The organism is Nonomuraea sp. NPDC049646, assembly GCF_044465525.1.
Lineage (GTDB): Bacteria > Actinomycetota > Actinomycetes > Streptosporangiales > Streptosporangiaceae > Nonomuraea.
On sequence record NZ_JBITLU010000003.1, the window covers coordinates 207,962 to 228,903 of the forward strand.

Sequence of the window (20,942 nt, forward strand, 5' to 3'; positions counted from 1 at the left end):
GCTATCTTTAGGGACATGGTGTCGCTAAATGAGCGGACCCGGCAGAGCTGGCTCCCGCTGATCGTGCTCGGCGTCGGAATGTCGATGATCATCATCGACGCGACGATCGTGAACGTCGCCGTCCCCGCGATCATGGGCGATCTGGGGCTGTCGGCCACGGACGTCGAATGGGTCAACTCCATCTACTCCCTGGCCTTCGCCTCCCTGCTCATCCCCCTCGGCCGGACCGGCGACGTGCACGGCAGGCGCCGGATGTTCGCCGTGGGCCTGGTGGTGTTCCTGGCCGCGAGCATGCTGGCCGCCTCCGCGCCGAGCGGCGCGCTGCTCATCGCCGCCCGGGTCGTCCAGGGAGTCGGGGCGTCCATGGTGGTGCCGATGACGCTGGCGATCATCAACTCCCTCTACACGGGCTCGCGCCGGACGATCGCCTTCGCCGTCTGGGGCTCGATCATCGGCGGCATGGCCGCGCTCGGCCCGCTGCTCGGCGGCTGGGTGGTGACCGACTTCGGCTGGCGCTGGGCGTTCTGGGTGAACCTGCCGATCGGCCTGCTCGTGCTGCTCGGCACGGCCCGGGTGCCCGAGTCGAAGGACGCGGCGGCGGGCGGCCCGGACGTCCCCGGCGTGCTGCTGTCGGTCGTCGGCCCGGCCGCGCTGGTGTTCGGCCTGATCGAGGGCCAGCGCTACGGCTGGTTCACGCCGACCGGCGAGGCCACCCTGTTCGGATGGACCTGGCCGCTCGGCGGCGTCTCGCCGATCCCGTTCGCCTTCGCGCTCGCCGCGCTCGCGCTGGCCGCGCTGCTGCTGGTCGAGCGCTCGCGGGCACGGTCGGGCCGTCCGGTCGTGCTGGACCTGTCGCTGTTCGCCATCCCCTCCTTCAGGTACGGCGGCGCCGCCGCGATGATCATCAGTCTCGGCGAGTTCGGCCTGATCCTGGTGCTGCCGCTGTTCCTCCAGGCGGCCATGGGGTTCACCGCGTTCGCCACCGGCCTGATCATCGCCTCGCTGGCCGGGGGCACGTTCCTGGCCGGCGGCCTCGTCCCGCGGCTCGACCTGGCGCCCAGGGTCATCGTGCGGCTGGGGCTCGTCCTGGAGGCCGTGGGCGCGATCGCGATCGGCCTGGCCGTCTCCCCCTCCCTCGGCCCGTGGACGCTGGTGCCGTGGCTCGTCCTGTACGGCGTCGGCGTCGGCTTCGCCTCGGCCCAGCTCCCGAACGTGATGCTCGCCGACGTGCCCGCCCGCCGCTCCGGCGTGGCCTCCGGGCTCCAGAGCACGATCCGCCAGCTCGGCGCCGCCGTCGGCATCGCGGTGCTGGGCGCCGTCCTGGTCACCGGCCTGGACGCGGCGATGGCCGACCGCCTGCCCGGCAAGCCCGCGCTGGGGCAGGCCGTACGGGAGAGCGCCGGAGCGGCCATCGCGGCGATCAGGGAGCCCGCCGACCACGCCGCCGCGGTCGCGGCGGGCGCCGACGCCACCCGCCGGGTCACGATCGTGACCGGCATCGTGCTGTTCGGCGGCGTCGGGGCGACGTTCCTGCTGCCCGATACTGGGAGGAGACGACGCGAGGAGGAGTGAGTCCGGTGCCGAGGATCAGCGCGGCCACGGTGGCCGACCATCGGGCCAGCCAGCACGCGGCCCTGCTGGCGGCGGCCATGGAGATCCTGGCGGCCGAGGGCCCGGCCGGGCTCACCCCCGCGGCCGTGGGCGCCCGGGTCGGGCTGGCCCGCTCCAGCGTCTACCGCTACTTCTCCTCCACCGCCGACATCCTGGCCCAGCTCGTGGAGGACGCGATCCCCCGCTGGGCCGCCCGGCTCGTCACGGCCACCCGCGACGGCGGCCTGGAGGAGCGGGTGCGCGCCTTCGGCGCCGTGTCGCTGGCGTTCGTGACCAGCCCCGACCACGCGCTGCTGCGCGCGGTGGCCGCGGTCGACCTGCCCGCCGAGTGCCGCCACCGGCTCGACCAGCTCCACGAGACGATGATCGAGCCGCTGCGCGGGCTGCTCGCCGAGGCCGGGGAGCCGCATCCCGACCTGGTGGCCCACCTGGGGTGGAGCATCCTGGGCGAGGGCCGGCGCCGCCTGGCCGCGTGCGCCGACTCCGGCGCCGGCGCCGAGACCGAGGTCATCACCGCGACCACCCTCGACGTGTTGTGCCGGGCCGTGCTCAGCGCACGGTGATCTCGAAGACCGCCTCGCCCGACTGCCGCCTGCTCTCCTCGTCGGGCGGCGTCGAGCCCTGGCCGCACCGCCGGCAGTCGCGCAGCGTGATCCGGGCGCTGCCCGGGCTCTTGGTGTTGAAGACGAAGTAGGCGGTGCCGCCGCTGCCGGGGCCCTGGCCCGCGCTCCTGCGCTCCTCGCTGATGTAGGAGGCCACCCTCGCGTCGGGCACCGCCGCCAGCCGCCAGTCGTCGCCCACCGACGGGTTGTCCGGCACGGCCAGCGAGAACCGCTGCCCGGGGCGCAGCTCGGCGCGCACGGTCGTGCCCTCGGCACCCTTGACGACGGTGCCGAAGTCGCTGACCGCCGAGCCGCCGCCGCACCCCGCGACCAGGCCCGAGGCCATCAGGACGAGTGCGGCGACGACGGCCCTTCCACGCTTCACTCGGGAAGGCTATCCTCCTTCGGCGGGTCCCTGGGCTCCACGTACGGCTCCCGCCCGACGGGCTCGCCCTCGGCGATCTGGCGTTCCCTGATCAGCTCGGCGTCCAGCTCGGCGCCCAGCAGCAGGGCCATGTTCGACAACCACAGCCAGATCAGGAACACCACGACGCCCGCCAGCGTGCCGTAGGTCTTGCCGTAGGACCCGAAGTGGGACACGTACAGGGCGAAGCCGCCGGAGACCACGACCCAGAGCACCACCGCGAGCAGCCCGCCGGGGGTGATCCAGCGCACGCCGGGCTGGCGGACGTTCGGCGCGGCCCAGTAGAGCACCATGATCAGCCCGGCCGCGACGAGCGCGAGGACCGGCCATTTCAGGATGTCCCAGGCGGTCACCAGCGCGCTGCCCAGGCCGAGCGCCCTGCCGACGCTCCTGGCCAGGTCGCCGGTCAGCGCGACGGAGACCGCGCCGAGCGCCAGCAGCACCGTGGCCAGCACGGTGAGCCCGATCCGGAGCGGGGTCACCTTCCAGAACGGACGCCCCTCGTCGATGTCGTAGATGGTGTTGCCGGCCCGGATGAACGCGCCGATGTAGCCCGAGGCCGACCAGAGCGCGACCAGCAGGCCGACGATCGCGACCAGCCCGGCCGAGGCCGCGTTCTCCTGGACCGACCGCACGCCCGTGACGATCAGGGAGCGCACCTCGTCGGGCGCCAGCACCACGAGGTTGCCGACCAGGGTGGCGGTGTCACGCCTGCCGAGCAGGCCGAACACCGACACCAGCACGATCAGCGCGGGGAAGATGGACAGGACGGCGTAGTAGGTGAGCGCCGCCGCGAGATCCTGGACGCCGTCGTTGCGGAACTCGACGACGGTGCGTTTGAGCACGCTCCACCAGGCCCTGCGCGGCAGTTCCGCAGGTCTTTCGGGGGAACGCACGCCTACTTCGCCCTGGTGCGCTTCCTGAGCCGCCGCACGACGAGGGCCGCCACCGCCGCCGCCGCGGCCAGCAGCAGCACGGGACGCTTGCGCGCTCCGGTGGCCGCGTCCTTGACCTGGTGGGGCGTGGCCTCGCGGACCTTGCCCGCGACCTCGCCGGCCATGCCCTTGGCCGTGCCGGTCACCTCGGCGGCCTTGCCCTTGGCCACGCCGGTCATCTCGGCGACCTTGCCCTTGGCCGTGCCGGCCGCCTCGCTGGCCCGGGCCTTCAGGTCGGCCTTGTGGGCCAGGGCGCTGACCGTGTCGCCCAGTTCGTTCCTGGTCTCCTTGATGCTTTTTCGCACGTCGTCCTCTTCCTCTTCCTCGTCGTCCTCGCCACGGCCTCCGGCCAGCGACTCCTCCTCGACCGCGCGGCTCTCGACCGCCTCGGTCCGGTCGTCGGGCACGGGGGTCTCGGGGATGAAGGTCTCGTGTTCCTGCCGGGCCAGCTCGGCCCGTTTCGCGTTCTCCGCAGCCCCCGGTCTCGTCGGCGGCACGTTGATCGACTCGCGTTCGGTCGGCGTGCCGACGGTCGCCCTGCGGGCGCCCACGTCACCGGCGTGCTGCTCGCTGTATCCGGGGTCCGTCTCGCTCATCGGCGTGCCCTCTCCTTGACCATGTCGATATCGGCCTTGACGCTCGCGATGGTCTCCTCGGGGACCGGCGGCGTGGCCTGTTTCACCTGGTTCTTTCCGGTCAGGCCGAGCAGGGCGGCGGCGATGAGCAGGACCGCCCCCACGATCGCGGCGGCCGCCCACGCGGGCATGACCAGAGCGAGGAGCAGGACGACGGCGGTCACCAGCGCGGCGCCGCCGAAGAACGCGGCCATCCCGGCCGCGCCGAACAGCCCCGCGCCGAACCCGGCGCGCCTGCCCTTCTCCGCGAGCTCCAGCCTGGCCAGGCGCAGCTCGTCCTTGACGAGCCTGGAGACCTGGTCGGACAGATCACTGACCAGCTTGTGGGTATCGTTCACGACGTCGCCTCCTCCGCTGAGGAAGGCGACTACCCAGCTGACCGCCTGTTATTACCTCCTGGCGGCCTTCAGCAGGAACCGGAGGACGGACGCCACCGGCGACTCGGGCTCCTCGCACCAGTTGTCAGGCTGCTTCGGCCTGCTCCACGGAGAGGGGAGCTCGCACGAGGGAGCCTGCGGCTCAGGCCGCTCACACCACGATCCGGGAGTGTTCATCCTTCGATGGTACGACTTCCGGCCCGGCCCGCAGAAGACTCGCGGACCGGCCGCTCCGGCCCGGCGGTAACCTGCCGGGGTGCTGGTACACGGGGTGTGGGCGGGTGACGGGCTCGCCTTCTGGGCAGAGGTTCCCGGCCGGGCCGCCGCCGTGCCCCGCGGGGCGGGCGCGCGGGCCCATCCGTTCGCCGCGTCCCTCGCCGAGCTGGCCGGCGCGCCGGGGCTCGGGGTGGGCGGGCCGCCGTCCAGGGTGCTGGAGCTGCTGCTGCCGGGGTCGGCCAAGGGGCCGCTGCCCTCGCCGGAGACGGGGCTGCTGACCGAGGTGGTCAGGCCGCGGCTGCTGCCGTGGCGGGTGCCCGCGGTCGTGCTGCCGCCCGCCGAGTCCCTTCGAGCGCTGGACGGCCTTCCGGGCGACGCCACCGCCACCGTCCGCCACTGGGCCGCCGTCGCCGCGCTCGCCCGCGACCTGGTGGGCCGTGGCCGGGTCGTCCCCCAGCTCGTCCTTGCGCCCGGCTCCGGCCCCGTGCCCGGCCCCGCCCCCGCACCCGGCCCCGTGGCCGGTGACGACGGCGCCGCGCTGGCCCTGTGGCGGCCCGTGCTGACCGGGGCCGACGCCGCCTGGTTCCGCGACCTGGCGCTGGCCATGCCGCCCGCCTGCCGCACCTGGGCCGCCGAGCGCCCGGCCGCCGGGGTGCAGCTCCAGGCGCTGGAGGCGTTCACCGACGTGCTCGTCCGGCAGGCCGTCACCACTCCCCTGGCCGCCCCCTCTGCCGCCGCCCCGGCGACGCCGCGCGAACGGTGGCTGGCCGCGCTGACCGGCGACCCGGCCTGCCCCGACGACCCCGGGCTGCGCGAGGAGCTGGAGCGCTGGCGGGCGGCCGTCATGGCGGCCGAGGGCGCCACCCGCGTCTGCTTCCGCCTGCTCGAACCGGCCGCCGGCGACGACTGGCGGGTCGAGCTGGCGTTGCAGGCCGCCGACGACCCCAGCCTGTACGTCCCGGCCGCCCGCGTCTGGAGCGGCGAGAAGGGCCTGCCCGGCCGGCCGGAGCGCGAGCTGCTGGCCGGGCTCGGCCGGGCCGTGCGGCTCTACCCGGAGCTGGACCGGGCGCTGCGCGTGCCGGAGCCGAGCGAGCTGGCCCTCGACACGGCCGGCGCGTTCGGCTTCCTGCGCCAGGCCGCGCCGCTGCTCCAGGCGGCCGGGTTCGGGGTGCTGCTGCCGCGCTGGGCGGGCCGTACGCGGCTCGGGCTCAAGCTCACCACCAGGACCAAGCCGCAGACGGCGGCCGTCAGCCAGGGCTTCGGGCTGCGCGAGCTGGTCGACTTCCGCGTCGACCTGGCGGTGGGCGAGGAGACGATCAGCGAGGCGGAGCTGGCCGAGCTGGCCAGGCTCAAGGTGCCGCTGGTCCGGGTCCGCGGCCAGTGGGTGGAGCTGGACGACCGGCAGCTCAAGGCCGCGCTGCGGGCCGTCGAGGGGGTGCGCGCGGGCGAGGCGGCGGCGGCCGACCTGCTGCGCCACGTGATCCAGGGCGACGACGAGCTGCCGCTGCTGGCGGTCGACGCCGACGGCGTGCTCGGCGACCTGCTGTCGGGCCAGGCCGAGCGGCGGCTCACCCCGCTCGCCACCCCGCCGGGCCTCGACGCCGTGCTGCGGCCCTACCAGGAGCGCGGGCTGGCGTGGCTGAGCTTCCTGTCGGAGCTGGGCCTCGGCGGGGTGCTGGCCGACGACATGGGCCTGGGCAAGACGGTCACCACGCTGGCGCTGCTCGTGCACGAGCGGGCCGCCGCGCCCACGCTGCTGGTCTGCCCGATGTCGCTGGTGGGCAACTGGCAGCGGGAGGCGGCCAGGTTCGCCCCGGGCCTGCGCGTGTACGTCCACCACGGCCCCGGCCGGGACGCCGCCCGCATCGCGGAGGCCGACCTGGTGATCACCACGTACGGCACCGCCCACCGCGACCTGGAGGCCCTGCGGGCGCACGAGTGGCGCCGGGTGGTGTGCGACGAGGCCCAGGCGATCAAGAACAGCGGCACGCTCCAGGCCCGCGCCGTCCGGTCGATCCCCACCGGCACCCGGCTGGCCCTGACCGGCACGCCGGTCGAGAACCACCTCGCCGAGCTCTGGTCGATCATGGAGTTCGCCAACCCCGGCCTGCTCGGGCCGCGGGCCCGCTTCCGCACCCGGTTCCAGGAGCCCATCGAGGCCCGCCAGGACGAGCAGGCCGCCGCGGCGCTGAAACGGGCGACGGGCCCGTTCATCCTGCGCCGCCTCAAGACCGACCGGTCCGTCATCTCCGACCTGCCGGAGAAGATCGAGATCAAGGAGTGGTGCCCGCTCACCCCCGAGCAGGCCACCCTCTACCAGGCCGTCGTCGACGACATGCTGGCCCGCATCGACGACAGCGAGGGCGTCGAGCGGCGCGGCCTGGTGCTGTCGGCCATGGCCAGGCTCAAGCAGGTCTGCAACCACCCGGCCCACCTGCTCAAGGACGGCTCCCGCCTGGCCGGCCGCTCGGGCAAGCTGGCCCGGCTGGAGCAGCTGGCCGAGGAGGTCCTGGCCGAGGGCGAGAAGGCGCTGCTGTTCACGCAGTACGCCGAGTTCGGGACGATGCTCCAGCCCTACCTCGCCCAGCGGCTCGGCCGCCCGGTCCTGTGGCTGCACGGCGGCCTGCCCAAGAAGACCCGCGACCGGCTGGTCGAGCGTTTCCAGCACGACCGGGAGCCGATGCTGTTCCTGCTGTCGCTCAAGGCGGCCGGCGTCGGTCTCAACCTGACGGCGGCCAGCCACGTCGTCCACGTCGACCGCTGGTGGAACCCGGCCGTGGAGGACCAGGCCACCGACCGGGCCTTCCGCATCGGCCAGCGCAAAAACGTCCAGGTGCGCAAGCTGATCTGCGCGGGCACCCTCGAAGAGCGCGTCGACCAGATGATCGAGCGCAAGAAGGCGCTGGCCGAGCGGGTGGTCGGCGCCGGCGAGGAGTGGCTGACCGACCTGTCCACCGACGAGCTGCGCGAGGTGTTCCGCCTCACGGGAGGGTCCTGACCATGCCCGAGCGACCCAAGCGACCCGAGCGGCCCGAGCGGCCCGGCTGGTACGACGGCGGCGGCCCCGTCGAGGTCGAGGGCGGCCTGCGGGCCCGGTCGCGGCGCGGCAGCATCGGCTCGGCGTGGTGGTCCAGGCGCTTCGTCGACATCCTGGAACGCGTCTGCGACAAGGGCCGCCTGTCCCGCGGCCGCGCCTACGCCCGCAAGGGCCAGGTGCTCTCGATCGACCTGTCGGCGGGGCTGGTCAGGGCGTCCGTGCAGGGGTCGCGGCCGAAGCCGTACGACGTCGTGGTCAGGATCGACGCCTACGGCGAGGACGTGTGGGCGCGGCTGGAGGAGGCCGTCGCGGCGCAGGCCGTCCACCGGGCCAGGCTGCTGGCCGGGGAGATGCCGGTCGAGATCGAGGAGCTGTTCGCCGCCCACGGCGTCGACCTGTTCCCGCGCGACCTGGACATGGAGTGCTCGTGCCCCGACTGGGGGTTCCCGTGCAAGCACCTGTCGGCCGTGCTCTACCTGCTGGCCGAGTCGTTCGACGACGACCCGTTCCTGGTGCTGGCCTGGCGCGGCCGCACCCGCGAGCAGCTGCTCGGCTCGCTGGCCGACGACCCGCCCGCGCCCGATCCGCTGGAGGTGGCCGACGTGCCGTTCGCCGACCGGCTGGCCGACTTCTACGCCCCCGGCGCCACCGCGCACCGCCCCGCCGCGGCCGCCCCCGACCTGCTGCCGCGGGTCTTCCCGCCGCCCGCCGGCCTGGCCGACGCGCTCGCCCCCGCCTACCGGGCGCTGGGCGAGGGCTGAGGTCAGTTGTCCTCGAAGGAGTCGGGGACCATCACGCGCACGCCGTTGGGCACCACGCGCAGCGTGATCGGGGTGCGCAGGCGCACCTCGCCGTCGACGTCGGCGGCCATCGGCGGGTCGGTCTCCAGCAGCATCTCCCGGCCGACCACGAACGGGCCGCCGGCCAGGCTGCGCCAGCGGCCGGTGGTCGCGCGCAGCAACGTCTCGCCGAGCAGGCGCAGCTTCTTGCCCGAGCCGAGCTGGTAGGCCACCAGCATGCCGTTGTCGATGCTGATGTCCTTGGCCACCTGCCAGCCGCCGTGGAAGCGGCCGTTGGCGATGTTGAGCTGGTGGGTGAGCAGCTCGTGGCGCCGGCCCTCGACGGTGATGTAGGCCCGGAAGGGCCGGTGGCCCGGCAGGACGGTCAGCGCGGTCATCGGGTAGGCCGGACGGCCCACGATGCGCTTGAGCCACGGCTTGACCCGGCCGGCCACCTCGACCGAGACGCCGAAGCTGGCCAGGTTGGCGAAGGGCCGGTCGCCGGCCATGCCGAGGTCGATGTCGGCGACCTTGCCGGTGGCGAACACCCGGATGGCGCCGGCCAGGTCGAGCGGCAGGCCGAGGCTCCTGGCGAAGTTGTTGGTGGTGCCGAGCGGCAACACGCCGAGCGCCACGTCGCGGTGGGCGACGTGGCGCACGGCCGAGGAGAGGGTGCCGTCGCCGCCGCCCACGATCAGCAGGTCGGGGTCGGTGGCGAGGGCGGTGTCGAGCAGGTCGCGCAGCCGCTTGGGGTTGTAGACCGACAGCTCGGCCAGCGGCTCGAACCCCAGGTTGTGCAGTTGCTCGATGACCTCGAAGTAGTGGCGGCGGCCGCGGCGCGAGCGAGTGTTCACCACCACCGCCACCCGGCGATCCCGCCGGATCGCCTCAGTGTGCTCGATCTTGGTGCGCAGTTCGCTCATGGTCATCAATCGTAGGCGCTGTGTCCGCCGCTCAGTGCTGGATCGAGGGCCGCCGGGTCCCCGGCGGCCCTCCTCACGTTACTTCTTCGGCGGGACGACCTGGACGATGGCGCCCAGGTTGCCCGGCAGCGGGCTGATCAGCTTGAACTGCACGCCCAGCGCCTTGCCCTCGTCGCCGGGGTTGCCCGAGCCGGCCACGTGGCCGTCGCCGAGGTCGGTCCCGTACAGCTCGGTGGCGGGGGTGCCGTCCAGGTGCACCACGCGGGTGCTGTACGGCTGGTCGCCCTTGCTCGGCACCACCGTGGAGGCGTCGAAGTCACGGTAGTAGAGCGAGCCGTTCTGCAGCTCGAAGCCAGGGACCCAGGTCTTGGCGTCGGTGAAGGTCGGCACGCCCTTGAGCGCGGGGACGTTGGTGCAGTACTCGCTGAACGGCTCGTCCGGCGCCTCCAGGCACTCCTTCAGCGGGTAGGTCTTGTTGAAGGAGAACGCCGCGTTGGAGGACTGCGTACGGCCTTCCATGTTCTTGTGCCTGGTCGGGTCCTTCTCGGCGGCGGTGCCGGTGCGGCGCAGCGGGTCGTAGTGCGAGTCCACGACCAGCAGGCTGCCCTTGGAGCCGATGCTCGGCGGCAGGGTCAGGTTGTTGACCACCGAGTTGTTGGTGAAGGTCGAGTCGCGGTACCAGACCAGCAGGCCGGGCGCGTTGTACTTGACCTTCTCGACCTTCCACGCCCCGTCGCGGGAGTAGTTGGTGTCGTAGGCGTACTGCAGGCCCTTGTCGAAGCCGTCGAAGTTGCGCCACTCGGCGAGGTAGAAGCGGGAGATCTCGCGCGAGCCGTTGTTGACGGTCCAGCCCTGGCCGCTGGTGTTGGTGAACGTGCCGCCGGTGGCCTTCCAGCCGTTCTCGCCGTTCTCGACGTCGTCGCTCCAGACGGCGGTGCCGCCGTTGGTGAGCGAGAAGTCGTCGGCGTGCCAGCCGCGCGGCTCGAAGGCGGCGTCGGTGTTGTAGGTGAGGCGCAGCTTGATCGACTGCCCGGCGTACGGCGTCAGGTTGACGTAGTCGTGCCGCCACTGGCCGCCGGTGTCACCGGTGAGCCCGTACTTCTTGTTGCCGAACGTCTTGAGGTTCTTGTTCGGGTCGGGGTAGCCGTCGGGGGTGCTGACCTCGGTGCCGGCCTCGTCGTAGACCTTGAGCTGGGTCCAGGTCTGGCCGCCGTCGGTGGAGACCTCCACGAAGCCGAAGTCCCAGTCCTGCTCGATCTCGTAGTTGTTCCACATCCAGAACCGCACGTCGGAGCCCGCGGGCACCGGGACGTCGCGGGTCAGGGTCTGGTTGGCCCAGTCCTGGTCCAGGTTGGACCACCAGGCCTTCGTGCCGCTGTGCGGGTCGATCATCTTCAGCGGCGTGGAGGCCAGGTTCACCCGGACGCCGTCCTCGGTGAACTTGGGCGTGCGCGAGGACTGCCCGACGGTGACGAGCTTGGCGGCGTCACCCGGGTTGAACGTCTTCGGGTTGGCCCAGCCGAGCACCCACTTGTCCCACAGGCCCATGTGCGTGGGCATGGACTGGAAGATGGGGCCGGAGTGGGAGCCGCTGGACATCAGGTCCCAGAAGTCCACCGCGGAGCTGGCCTGGCCGCTGGTGTCGTACAGGTCGGGCAGGCCCAGGTCGTGGCCGTACTCGTGGGCGAAGACGCCGACGCCGGAGTCCTCGGGCTGCACGATGTAGTTGGAGATCTTCTTGTCGCTGCCGGGGATCTTGTAGCCGCCCGCGACCGCGCTGGAGTGCGCCCAGATGGCGTAGGTGCCCTCGGCGCCGCCGTCGGAGGACTTGTCCTTGCCGGCGTGCACCATCACCAGGTGGTCGATGACGCCGTCGGGCTCGTTGAAGTTGCCGTCGCCGTCGGAGTCGGCCACGTCCTCCAGGTCGTAGTCCGCCCACGGGAAGTTCGGCTGGGCCGCGGCCAGGGCGTTGACCGTGTCGATGGCGAGCTGGCCCGCGCCGGTCGGGTTGCTGGGGTGACCCGACATGTCCTGCGGCTGGCCGCCACAGGCCGCGGCGCCGTAGTACGCCTCGGAGTGGGGGGCCTTGATCCAGCCGACGGCCGAGCCGGTGACGGAGTAGGCGCCCTTGGACAGCTCCTCGTACATCTTCTTCATCGTGAAGCCGGAGATGTCGATGCCGGGCTTGCCGTCGCGCGGGTCCTTGAGGTCCTTGCGCACGCGCTCGGTGATGCCCGTGTCGCTGTAGAGCATCTTGTTGAAGTGCTCGGTGCTGAAGTCCTTGAGCCAGAAGGAGTTGTTGTCCTTCTGCGGCAGCGTCGCCGGGTCGGGGATGTTGTTGTGCAGCGGGCCGTTCTTGAGCGTGCCCGGCGGCTCGACCACGCAGTCGTCCGGCGGGCTGTCGGTCGTGCGCAGCCGGTTGAAGCCGGAGAAGTCGTCGTTCGCCTGCTCGTTGAACTCGACCAGGACGGTGAGGAGCTTGGCGGTCTTGACCTGCTTGGAGTTCTTGAAGATCCATTCAGCCGGGTTGCGGCCGGTCCTGATCGCCTGGTTCTCGCGGGCGGCAAGGACGCGGGCCGCGGCGGGGTTGCCGCTGACGAACTTCCTGTCGAACTTCTCCGCCGGGGAGAGCGAGCGGGCCTTGCCCTTGTTCAGGCCGGGTTCCTGCGGCTCCTTCTCGACCCGCGGGGGAGCGTAGTTGATGTAGTAGTCCGCCGCCGTGGGCTGGTAGCTGGCCACTGACGTGGCCTGGGCCGCCGGGACGGTCAGCGCGGCGCCGAGGAGGGCGACCGCCGGGAACGCGACTAACAGGCGCTTTGAGCTTGGCACCAGGTACCCTCTCTGCCCGGGGTCGCCGGGCGCATGGCCATAGGGTGTGCAATGCCGGACGCTAGAGGGTGGATAAACGGGTCGTAAAGTACGTTGTTGAAACGTGATCAAACTACGACATTTTGACCAACAGAATTGCCGCGGCGGCGTCGCCCGCAATCGCCTCGGATAAACCGAACGACGCGATCTTGAAACGCCGTGTCAGTCGGCGGCGAGCGCCGGGGGCGGCTGCTCGGGGCCGGTGTCCGGCTCCACGGCGGGCGTCGCGTCCTCGTGCGGGTAGTGCAGGTCGAACGCGGGCCGCTCGGAGCGGATCGGCGGCATGCTGGTGAAGTTGTGCCGCGGCGGCGGGCAGGAGGTCGCCCACTCCAGCGAGTTGCCGTAACCCCAGGGGTCGTCGAGCGTGACCCTGGGCGCGTGCCTGGCCGTCCGGTACACGTTGTAGAGGAACGGCAGCGTCGAGGCGCCGAGCAGGAACGCCCCGGCCGAGGAGATCTCGTTGAGCGCGGTGAAGCCGTCGGCCGCGCTGTAGTCGGCGTACCGGCGCGGCATGCCGAGCTGGCCGAGCCAGTGCTGGACGAGGAACGTGGTGTGGAAACCGGCGAACAACGTCCAGAAGTGCACCTTGCCGAGCCGGTCGTCCAGCATCTTGCCGGTCATCTTCGGCCACCAGAAGTAGAAGCCGGCGAACATGGCGAACACGACCGTGCCGAAGACCACGTAGTGGAAATGGGCGACGACGAAGTAGGTGTCGCTGATCTGGAAGTCCAGCGGGGGCGAGGCCAGGATGACGCCGGTCAGCCCGCCGAGCAGGAACGTGACCAGGAACCCGACCGCGAACAGCATCGGCGTCTCGAACGACAGATGGCCGCGCCACATCGTGCCGATCCAGTTGAAGAACTTCACCCCCGTCGGCACCGCGATGAGGAACGTCATGAACGAGAAGAACGGCAGCAGCACCTGCCCGGTCGCGAACATGTGGTGCGCCCACACGGTCATCGACAGCCCGGCGATGGCGATGGTGGCCCCGATCAGGCTCATGTAGCCGAAGATCGGCTTGCGGCTGAACACCGGGATGACCTCGGTGACGATCCCGAAGAACGGCAACGCGATGATGTAGACCTCGGGATGGCCGAAGAACCAGAACAGGTGCTGCCACAGCATCGGCCCGCCGTTCGCGCCGTCGAACACGTGCGTGCCGAGCTTGCGGTCGGCCTCCAGCACGAGCAGCGCGGCGGCCAGCACGGGGAAGGCCATCAGCACGAGCATGCTGGTCAGCAGCACGTTCCAGGTGAAGATCGGCAGGCGGAACATGGTCATTCCGGGGGCCCGCATGCCGATGATCGTGGAGATGAAGTTGACCGCGCCGAGGATCGTGCCGAGGCCGGACATCACCAGGCCCATGATCCACAGGTCGCCGCCGACCTGCGGCGAGTGGACGGCCGACGACAGCGGCGTGTAGGCGAACCAGCCGAAGTCGGCGGCCCCGCCCGGGGTGAGGAAGCCCGCCAGCACCATCAGCCCGCCGAACAGGAACAGCCAGTACGCCACCGCGTTCAGCCGGGGGAAGGCCACGTCGGGCGCGCCGATCTGGAGCGGCATGACCACGTTGGCGAACCCGGCGAACAGCGGCGTGGCGAACAGCAGCAGCATCACCGTGCCGTGGATGGTGAACAGCTGGTTGTACTGCTGCTGGGTGACCACCTGCATGCCGGGCTGCGCCAGCTCGGCCCTGATCAGCATCGCCATGACGCCCGCGACGAGGAAGAAGCCGAAGGAGGTGATCAGATAGAGGTACCCGATGACCTTGTGGTCGGTCGTCGACAGCCAGGAGGCGATGACGGTCCCGGTACGGCGGCGCCTGACCTGCTCGATCGAGGTGTCCCGAACAGTCGTCACGGCTGCTCCCTCCTTCGCGGAGTTGTGCCTGCCCCGATGTCCTCCATTCCACTCCGGCGAACGCCGGACGGGAAGCGCTTCTTTAGAACGTCTTTGATCCGGTGTCCCACATGCCGGGCGATTACCGGACCCCTTGGGGAGTTCTTCTATCCTTTGGACCGAACCGACTCGGAGGAGAGATCTCGTGACCGCACAGAGTGACTACGCCGCCCTCGTCCAGCGGGGGCTCTCGCTCGACCTCACCCGGGGCAAGCCGTCACCGCGCCAGCTCGATCTCTCCGACGGCATGCTCAAGCTGCCCACCTCCGTCAAGGCCGCCGACGGCACCGACGGCCGCAACTACGGCAACCTCCAGGGACTGCCCGAGCTGCGCGAGATCTTCGCGCCGCTGGTGCAGGTGCCCGCCGGGCAGCTCGTCGTGGGCGGCAACTCCAGCCTGACGCTGATGCACGACACGATCGTGCACGCGCTGCTGTCGAAGGTGCCGGGGGCCGAGCGCCGCTGGGTCGAGGAGCCGGAGATCACGTTCCTGTGCCCGGTGCCCGGCTACGACCGGCATTTCACCATCTGCGAGCGGCTCGGCATCAAGATGACGGCCGTCCCGATGACCGCCGACGGCCCCGACATGGATGTCGTGGAGCGCCTGGTCGCCGCGGACCCGTCGGTCAAGGGCATCTGGTGCGTGCCGAAGTACAGCAACCCGTCCGGCGTCACCTACAGCGACGAGACCGTGCGCAGGCTGGCCGCCATGCCGGCGGCCGCCCCCGACTTCCGGATCATGTGGGACAACGCCTACGCCGTCCACCACCTGACCGACACCCCGGACGAGCTGGCCGACCTGCTCGCGCTGGCGGCCGAGCACGGCAACGCCGACCGCGTGTTCGTCTACGCCTCCACCTCGAAGGTGACGTACGCGGGCTCGGGCGTGTCGTTCTTCGGCTCCTCGCCGGCGAACGTGGAGTGGTTCCTCGCCAACACCGCCAAGCAGTCCATCGGCCCCGACAAGCTCAACCAGCTCCGGCACGTGGAGTTCCTGCGCGACGCCGCGGGCGTGGCCGCGCACATGCGGCGGCACGCCGAGCTGATCGGCCCGAAGTTCGAGCTGGTCGACAAGGTGCTGACCGAGCGCCTGGGCGACCTGGCCGCCTGGACCAGCCCGCGCGGCGGCTACTTCATCAGCCTGGAGGTGCCGCACGCCGCCGAGGTGGTGGCCAGGGCCAAGGCCGCCGGCATCGCGCTCACCCCGGCCGGCGCCACCCACCCCTACGGCCAGGACCCGGCCGACCGCACGATCCGCATCGCCCCCACCTTCCCCGAGCTGGACGAGCTGGAGCAGGCCATCGAGGGCCTGGCCGTCTGCGTCCGCCTGGTGGCGGAGGAGCGCGGCTAGATCGCCCGGCCGCGGAAGCCGAAGATGTACTCGCGCGTCTCGCCCGGATGGAACGAGACGCCGACCCCCGGCTCGAACGCGACGTTGTCGCGGGCGCAGTAGTACAGCCGTTCCCACACGGCCAGCGCCTTCTCCCGGGCCGGGGCCTCGGCGTGGTCGCGCCTGCGGGCGCCGCGCGCGCCGAGCACGAAGAACAGCCCGAGCCCCCAGAACAGCCCGGTGAGGCAGAACGGCGCGAGCAGCACCTCGCTCCACTGCGAGTCCTTGCCCATCGCGATCACCAGCGACACGACGAGGTGCACCAGGGCCGCCACGCCGAGCATGATCCACCCCTGGTTCCTGGCCCAGGGCGTGTAGTGGCGGCTGGGGAACGACATCCACACCGCGAGCTGCGTACGGCTCATGACGTGCTTCGACGCGCCCATCGACGGCGCGGTCGGCAGGTCGGCGACCTCCCGCTGGCCGGGCAGCCTGACCCTGCCGATCCGGTATGTCGTCCCCGCGGCGACCGCGCCCGGGACCGCGACGAGCTGGTCAGCCTGCGTACATACCGGGCACCTGACTTCCACCCAGGGCAGTCTGGCCTTAAGGAACGGTCGGCGCAAACCGTAGGGTGCAGGTGTGAGACCGATTGATGCCCTGGCGAACTCGCTGTCCGAAGCTCGCGTGCTGACCGACCCGGACGTGATCGACTCCTACGCCCGCGACCGCACGTTCGTCGAGCCGGGCAAGCCGCTCGGCGTGGTGCTCGCCGCCTCGCGCGAGGACGTCGTGACGACCCTGCGGTGGGCCACCGAGCACCGGGTGCCGGTCGTGCCGCGCGGCGCGGGCACGGGCCTGGCGGGCGCGGCCACGGCCGGCGACGGGACGATCGTGTTGTCGCTGGCCAGGATGACGGCCATCAGGGAGCTCTCGCCCGCCGACGAGATCGCCGTGGTGGAGCCGGGGGTCATCACCGCCGACCTCGACCGCGCGGCCCGCGAGCACGGGCTCATGTACGCGCCGGACCCCTCGTCGTACGAGATCTCCACGATCGGCGGGAACCTGGCCACCAACGCCGGCGGCCTGCGCTGCGTGAAGTACGGCGTCACCAGGGACGCCACGCTCGGCCTTGAGGTCGTGCTGGCCGATGGGCGGATCCTGAACACCGGCCGGCGCACGATGAAGGGCGTCACCGGCTACGACCTGACCGGGCTGTTCGTCGGCTCGGAGGGCACGCTCGGCGTGATCACCGCGGCCACCGTGCGGCTGCGGCGGGCGCCGGCCGCGCCGCCGGCCACGTTCGCCGCCGAGTTCGGCTCGCTGCGCGAGGCGGGCGCGGCCGTGTCGGCGATCATGGCCGCGGGCTGCCAGCCCTCGCTGATGGAGCTGCTGGACCGGGCCACGCTGGAGGCCATCGACGACTGGCGCAACATCGGGCTCGAACCGGCCACGCAGGCCATGCTGATCGGCCAGTCCGACGCGAGCGACGGCCAGGACGTGGCCGCCCGCATGGAACGGCTCTGCCTGGACAACGGCGCCTCGTTCGTGGCCGTCTCCACCAGCCCGCAGGAGACCGAGGAGCTGGTCGGGCTGCGCAGGATGGCCTACCAGGCCAAGGAGCGGCTGGGGGCGTGCCTGGTCGAGGACGTGTGCGTGCCGCGCTCGGCGCTGCCCGAGATGATCACCGCGATCGAGGCGGCGGCGGCCCGGCACGGCGTGCGGATCTGCACGGTCGCCCACGCCGGCGACGGCAACCTGCACCCGGTCTTCATCTTCGAGCACGGCACGGCCGAGCCGCCCGCCCAGGTGTGGGCCGCGGCCGACGAGGTGTTCCGGCACGCGCTCTCGCTCGGCGGCACGCTGACCGGCGAGCACGGCGTGGGCGTGCTCAAGCGGCGCTGGCTGGGACTTGAGTCCGGGCCGGTGGCGGCCGAGGTGCAGCAGGGCATCAAGGCGGTCTTCGACCCGCTGGGCATCATGAACCCGGGCAAGGCCATCTGAATTTGCCAAGCCGTGACCTTGGGCTCCGGAGCGGACACGACCTGCGACGAAACACTGACATGTCCGGTCAAAAGGTGGAACTTACTTACAGGTCCGGCAGACGTCCCACATGTCACGCTGGTAGCGTTTTGCCCCATCTATTGGGTTGTCATGGGGGTCCGACGTGAATCAGTTCCAGCCGTTGGCGGCGGACGACCCGCGGCGGCTGGGGGCGTACGACATCGTCGCCCGGCTCGGCGAGGGTGGTCAAGGCGTCGTCTATCTGGGCAAGAGCGACTCAGGTGACCAGGTCGCCGTCAAGCTGCTGCACAACGCCCTCGTGGCCGACGCCGACGCGCGGACCAGGTTCCTGCGCGAGGTGGCCGTGGCGCAGCGGGTCGCCCGGTTCTGCACCGCGCCCGTCCTCCACGCCGACCTCGACGGCAGCCGCCCGTACATCGTGAGCGAGTACGTGCCCGGCCCCTCGCTGCGTGAGCTCGTCATCAACGAGGGCCCGCGGCGGGGCGCGGCGCTGGAACGGCTCGCGATCAGCACGGCCACCGCGCTGGCGGCCATCCACCGGGCCGGGATCCTGCACCGCGACCTCAAGCCCGCGAACGTGCTCATGGGCCCCGAGGGGCCGGTCGTGATCGACTTCGGCATCGCCCGCGCGCTGGACTCCCCCGGCGCGACGGCCACGGGGATGGCGATGGGGACGCCGTCGTACCTGGCGCCGGAGCAGCTCAGCGGGGCCGCCGTGTCGGAGGCGGCCGACGTCTTCGCGTGGGGCGTCACGATGGTGTACGCGGCCACCGGCAAGCCCGCGTTCGGGGCCGACTCGATCCCCGTGGTGATGAACCGCATCCTGAACGAGGAGCCGCAGCTCGGCGGGATGGAGGGCGAGCTCGCCGCGCTGGTGGGCCTGTGCCTGTCGAAGGACCCGGCGCAGCGGCCGAGCGCCGACGAGCTGATCGTCCGGCTCACGGGGCAGCCCGCTCCCAAGGCCGCCGTCGAGCCGGTCACCGGGGCGACCGCCACCCCGGCCGTGCCCCACCAGGCCGGGCCTTCGCACGGGTCCGCCGGTCCCTCCGGTGCGGCGCAGGACGCCTACCCCGGCCCCTGGACCCAGCCCACCGGCACCAACGCCGTGCCCCGGCAGCCGGGCCCCCAGGGTGCGGCGGGTCCGCAGGGCGTGGCAGGTCCTCAGGGTGCGGCGGGCGGTCCTCAGGGCGTCCCGGGCCCCCAGGGTGCGACGGGCCCCCAGGGCGTCCCGGCCGGTCCCGGCGCGCAGGGCGGTCCTCACGCGGGCGCCATGCCCGCCGCCGCCCAGGGCGTCCCCCACCCGGGCGGCCCGCAGGCCGGTGTTCCCGGCGGTCCGCACACGCCGGGCGGGCCCCAGACGGGCGCTCCCCACGGCGGCTCCCCCACCGGCTCACCCGGCGCGCCTCACGGAGGCACGCCCGGCGGCCCCCAGACCGGCGTTCCCGGCGGACCTCAGAGCGGCGTCCCCGGCGGCCCCCAGAGCGGCGTCCCCGGCGGACCCCAGGCCAGTGGCATGGGCGGGCCGGCCGCGCAGGGCGCGGTGCCGCACGGGCACCCGCACGGCGGCATGCCGGGCGCCCCTCAGCCGGGACACCCCGGCGGTCTCCAGGCGGGACACCCCGGTGGGCCGCAGGCAGGGAATGCGGGGGCGACCAGGGTCGGCGGGCCGCAGGGCGGGGCGTCCGGTGAGACGTCCGGCAAGGTGCCGGACCGGCAGCGGCGGACGCTGACGCTCGCGCTCTCCGGCGCGGCCGCCGCCGCGCTGCTGGTGGTGGCGGGCGCCGTCGTCGTGCAGGCCAACAGCGACAAGGTCGCCGTGACCGCCACCGGAAACGCCTCCCAGAACCCCTCGGGCGACGGACAGGGCGCCGGGCAGCCCGAGCCGCCGGTCGCCGAGGTGACCCCGGACCCGATCCTCACGGCGGAGACCGGCGAGCCCGTCCCCACGCTGGACGTCGGCCAGGCCGAGCCGCCCAAGAAGGTCAAGCACACCAAGGAACCCGTCATCGCCGTCCCGAACCCGGTGACGACCGTGACGGCGACGGCCCACCCGGCCGCCAAGAGCCCCACGCCCAAGCCCACCCCCAAGAAGACGAAGAAGCCCACGGGCCTGATCGACGGCGAGGACCAGCCGACCACGACCCCGACCCCCGGGCCCACGACCACGGTCCCGGGCCCGGCCAAGAAGCCGACGACGAGCAAGCCGACCGTCAAGCCGACCGTCAAGCCGACCGCCACGCCCAAGCCGAACACCTACAACGTGGTGACCGTCTGCGGCTCCGGCTACAAGGTGATCGACAAGCACGCGCTGGGCACCTCGGCCACGATCTACCTGCTCTACAACACCGCCGCGGGCAAGAACTGCGTCGTCACGATGTCGAAGCTGGTCTATCCCGGCAAGGTCTCCATGAACGCCACCCTCCAGGTCCAGGGCGGCGCGAGCGGCGGCAACCCGGGCACGTTCACCGCGTACGCGGGCCCGGTCCGGCTGGCGGCCGTGAAGAAGTGCGTGATCTGGGGCGGTTCGTGGAAGTCGCTGAGCTGGAAGTCCGGCTGGAGCCACTGCACCTGACGTGACGGCGCGCGGCGGGACCCCTTCCTTCCGCGCGTCCCGCTCGCTACGGTGACTGACGTGATCGTCAGGTCCCTGACCCTGCGCGGCAAGCGCACGCGGGCCACGTTGCTCGCCGCCGGGCGCGAGGCGTTCGAGGAGCACGGGTACGACGCCGTGCGGATCGACGACGTGTGCGCGCGGGCCGGGGTCTCCCACGGCACCTTCTACACCTACTTCGACTCCAAGGAGTCGCTGTTCGGCGAGGTGGCGCAGACGGTGGTCGGCGAGATGTTCGCGGCGAGCGCGGTCGGCGACGCCGCCTCCGGCGACCCGTACGCCCGCATCGAGGCCGCCAACCGCCTCTACCTGCGGGCCTGGGCGGCCAACTCGCGCCTGGTCCGCATGGTGGAGCACGCCGCCGACGCCGACGCCCGGTTCAGGCGGCTGGTGCTGGAGCTGCGCGAGGCGTTCGTCCGGCGCGGCGCCGACGGGCTGCGCCGGCTGCAGGAGCAGGGCCTGGCCGACCCCTCGCTCGACCCCCGGCTGACGGCCGTCATGCTGGGCGGCATGGTCGAGCACTTCGCGCACGTGTGGCTGGATCTCGGGGAGCGGGCCGGCGAGCAGGACGCCGTCGACCACCTGACCCGGCTGTGGGCGCGGGCCATCGGGCTGACGCCCGCGTCGACTTCCCGACAGGAGGCCCCGTGATCAGGAGCCGGCTCGATCC

At 72.2% G+C, this 20,942-nt stretch carries 16 protein-coding genes; 8 read left to right on the forward strand and 8 right to left on the reverse strand.

What is annotated here, in order from left to right; translation table 11 throughout:
• The first annotated feature begins 15 nt into the window (after positions 1 to 15).
• Together ACIBQ8_RS09995 and ACIBQ8_RS10000 are read left to right on the forward strand one after the other, a co-directional pair.
• Positions 16 to 1,572 carry an MFS transporter gene (locus ACIBQ8_RS09995; RefSeq protein WP_397191730.1) on the forward strand — a complete coding sequence of 519 codons (1,557 nt, stop codon included), beginning with the start codon at positions 16 to 18 and terminating at the stop codon, positions 1,570 to 1,572.
• A gap of 5 nt (positions 1,573 to 1,577) precedes the next feature.
• Positions 1,578 to 2,174 carry a TetR/AcrR family transcriptional regulator gene (locus ACIBQ8_RS10000; RefSeq protein ID WP_397174953.1) on the forward strand — a complete coding sequence of 199 codons (597 nt, stop codon included), beginning with the start codon at positions 1,578 to 1,580 and terminating at the stop codon, positions 2,172 to 2,174.
• Here the strand turns inward: ACIBQ8_RS10000 and ACIBQ8_RS10005 are convergent.
• Genes ACIBQ8_RS10005 through ACIBQ8_RS10020 form a run of 4 tightly spaced genes read right to left on the reverse strand, consistent with a single transcriptional unit; the run spans position 2,161 to position 4,545 of the window.
• Complete coding sequence (locus ACIBQ8_RS10005) at positions 2,161 to 2,598, reverse strand: protease inhibitor I42 family protein (RefSeq protein ID WP_397174951.1); 438 nt, start codon at positions 2,596 to 2,598, stop codon at positions 2,161 to 2,163. The genes ACIBQ8_RS10000 and ACIBQ8_RS10005 overlap by 14 nt on opposite strands.
• On the reverse strand, positions 2,595 to 3,533 hold the full coding sequence (locus tag ACIBQ8_RS10010) for a YihY/virulence factor BrkB family protein (protein ID WP_397174949.1): 939 nt from the start codon (positions 3,531 to 3,533) through the stop codon (positions 2,595 to 2,597). Before ACIBQ8_RS10010 ends, ACIBQ8_RS10005 begins: the two co-directional genes overlap by 4 nt.
• 2 nt (positions 3,534 to 3,535) lie before the next feature.
• On the reverse strand, positions 3,536 to 4,168 hold the full coding sequence (locus ACIBQ8_RS10015; RefSeq protein WP_397174947.1) for a DUF3618 domain-containing protein: 633 nt from the start codon (positions 4,166 to 4,168) through the stop codon (positions 3,536 to 3,538).
• A complete protein-coding gene (locus ACIBQ8_RS10020) occupies positions 4,165 to 4,545 on the reverse strand; it encodes a phage holin family protein (RefSeq protein WP_352328829.1) in 381 nt (126 codons plus the stop codon). Before ACIBQ8_RS10020 ends, ACIBQ8_RS10015 begins: the two co-directional genes overlap by 4 nt.
• 295 nt (positions 4,546 to 4,840) lie before the next feature.
• Here ACIBQ8_RS10020 and ACIBQ8_RS10025 point away from each other — a divergent pair, with 295 nt between their 5' ends.
• Both ACIBQ8_RS10025 and ACIBQ8_RS10030 read left to right on the forward strand, forming a co-directional pair.
• Positions 4,841 to 7,798 carry an SNF2-related protein gene (locus ACIBQ8_RS10025; RefSeq protein ID WP_397191731.1) on the forward strand — a complete coding sequence of 986 codons (2,958 nt, stop codon included), beginning with the start codon at positions 4,841 to 4,843 and terminating at the stop codon, positions 7,796 to 7,798.
• 2 nt (positions 7,799 to 7,800) lie between these two features.
• A complete protein-coding gene (locus ACIBQ8_RS10030; RefSeq protein ID WP_397191732.1) occupies positions 7,801 to 8,598 on the forward strand; it encodes an SWIM zinc finger family protein in 798 nt (265 codons plus the stop codon).
• Between the two features lie 2 nt (positions 8,599 to 8,600).
• Here ACIBQ8_RS10030 and ACIBQ8_RS10035 read toward each other — a convergent pair whose 3' ends face one another.
• The 3 genes from ACIBQ8_RS10035 to ctaD all read right to left on the reverse strand — a co-directional run bounded on the left by ACIBQ8_RS10035 (position 8,601) and on the right by ctaD (position 14,267).
• Complete coding sequence (locus tag ACIBQ8_RS10035) at positions 8,601 to 9,539, reverse strand: diacylglycerol/lipid kinase family protein (protein WP_397174940.1); 939 nt, start codon at positions 9,537 to 9,539, stop codon at positions 8,601 to 8,603.
• A gap of 78 nt (positions 9,540 to 9,617) precedes the next feature.
• Positions 9,618 to 12,368, reverse strand: coding sequence for an immune inhibitor A domain-containing protein (locus tag ACIBQ8_RS10040; protein ID WP_397174938.1), 2,751 nt, complete (start codon positions 12,366 to 12,368; stop codon positions 9,618 to 9,620).
• A gap of 201 nt (positions 12,369 to 12,569) precedes the next feature.
• Positions 12,570 to 14,267 (reverse strand): cytochrome c oxidase subunit I, encoded by a 1,698-nt coding sequence (ctaD, locus tag ACIBQ8_RS10045; RefSeq protein WP_397174936.1) that lies wholly within the window; start codon positions 14,265 to 14,267, stop codon positions 12,570 to 12,572.
• Positions 14,268 to 14,451: 184 nt separating this feature from the next.
• Between ctaD and ACIBQ8_RS10050 the strand changes: the two genes are divergently transcribed.
• Positions 14,452 to 15,657, forward strand: a complete 1,206-nt coding sequence (locus tag ACIBQ8_RS10050) for an aminotransferase class I/II-fold pyridoxal phosphate-dependent enzyme (RefSeq protein ID WP_397174934.1) — start codon at positions 14,452 to 14,454, stop codon at positions 15,655 to 15,657.
• On the opposite strand, the gene ACIBQ8_RS10055 is transcribed toward ACIBQ8_RS10050, so the two are convergent.
• Positions 15,654 to 16,226 (reverse strand): hypothetical protein, encoded by a 573-nt coding sequence (locus tag ACIBQ8_RS10055; RefSeq protein ID WP_397174932.1) that lies wholly within the window; start codon positions 16,224 to 16,226, stop codon positions 15,654 to 15,656. The two genes, ACIBQ8_RS10050 and ACIBQ8_RS10055, sit on opposite strands and share 4 nt — an antisense overlap.
• A 52-nt stretch (positions 16,227 to 16,278) precedes the next feature.
• On the opposite strand from ACIBQ8_RS10055, the gene ACIBQ8_RS10060 reads away from it, so the two are divergent.
• From ACIBQ8_RS10060 to ACIBQ8_RS10070, 3 genes are all read left to right on the forward strand, one after another.
• Complete coding sequence (locus ACIBQ8_RS10060; protein ID WP_397191733.1) at positions 16,279 to 17,640, forward strand: FAD-binding oxidoreductase; 1,362 nt, start codon at positions 16,279 to 16,281, stop codon at positions 17,638 to 17,640.
• Positions 17,641 to 17,803: 163 nt separating this feature from the next.
• Positions 17,804 to 20,233 (forward strand): serine/threonine protein kinase, encoded by a 2,430-nt coding sequence (locus ACIBQ8_RS10065; protein ID WP_397191734.1) that lies wholly within the window; start codon positions 17,804 to 17,806, stop codon positions 20,231 to 20,233.
• A 60-nt stretch (positions 20,234 to 20,293) separates the two neighbouring features.
• A complete protein-coding gene (locus ACIBQ8_RS10070; RefSeq protein ID WP_397191735.1) occupies positions 20,294 to 20,923 on the forward strand; it encodes a TetR/AcrR family transcriptional regulator in 630 nt (209 codons plus the stop codon).
• Positions 20,924 to 20,942 lie beyond the last annotated feature (19 nt).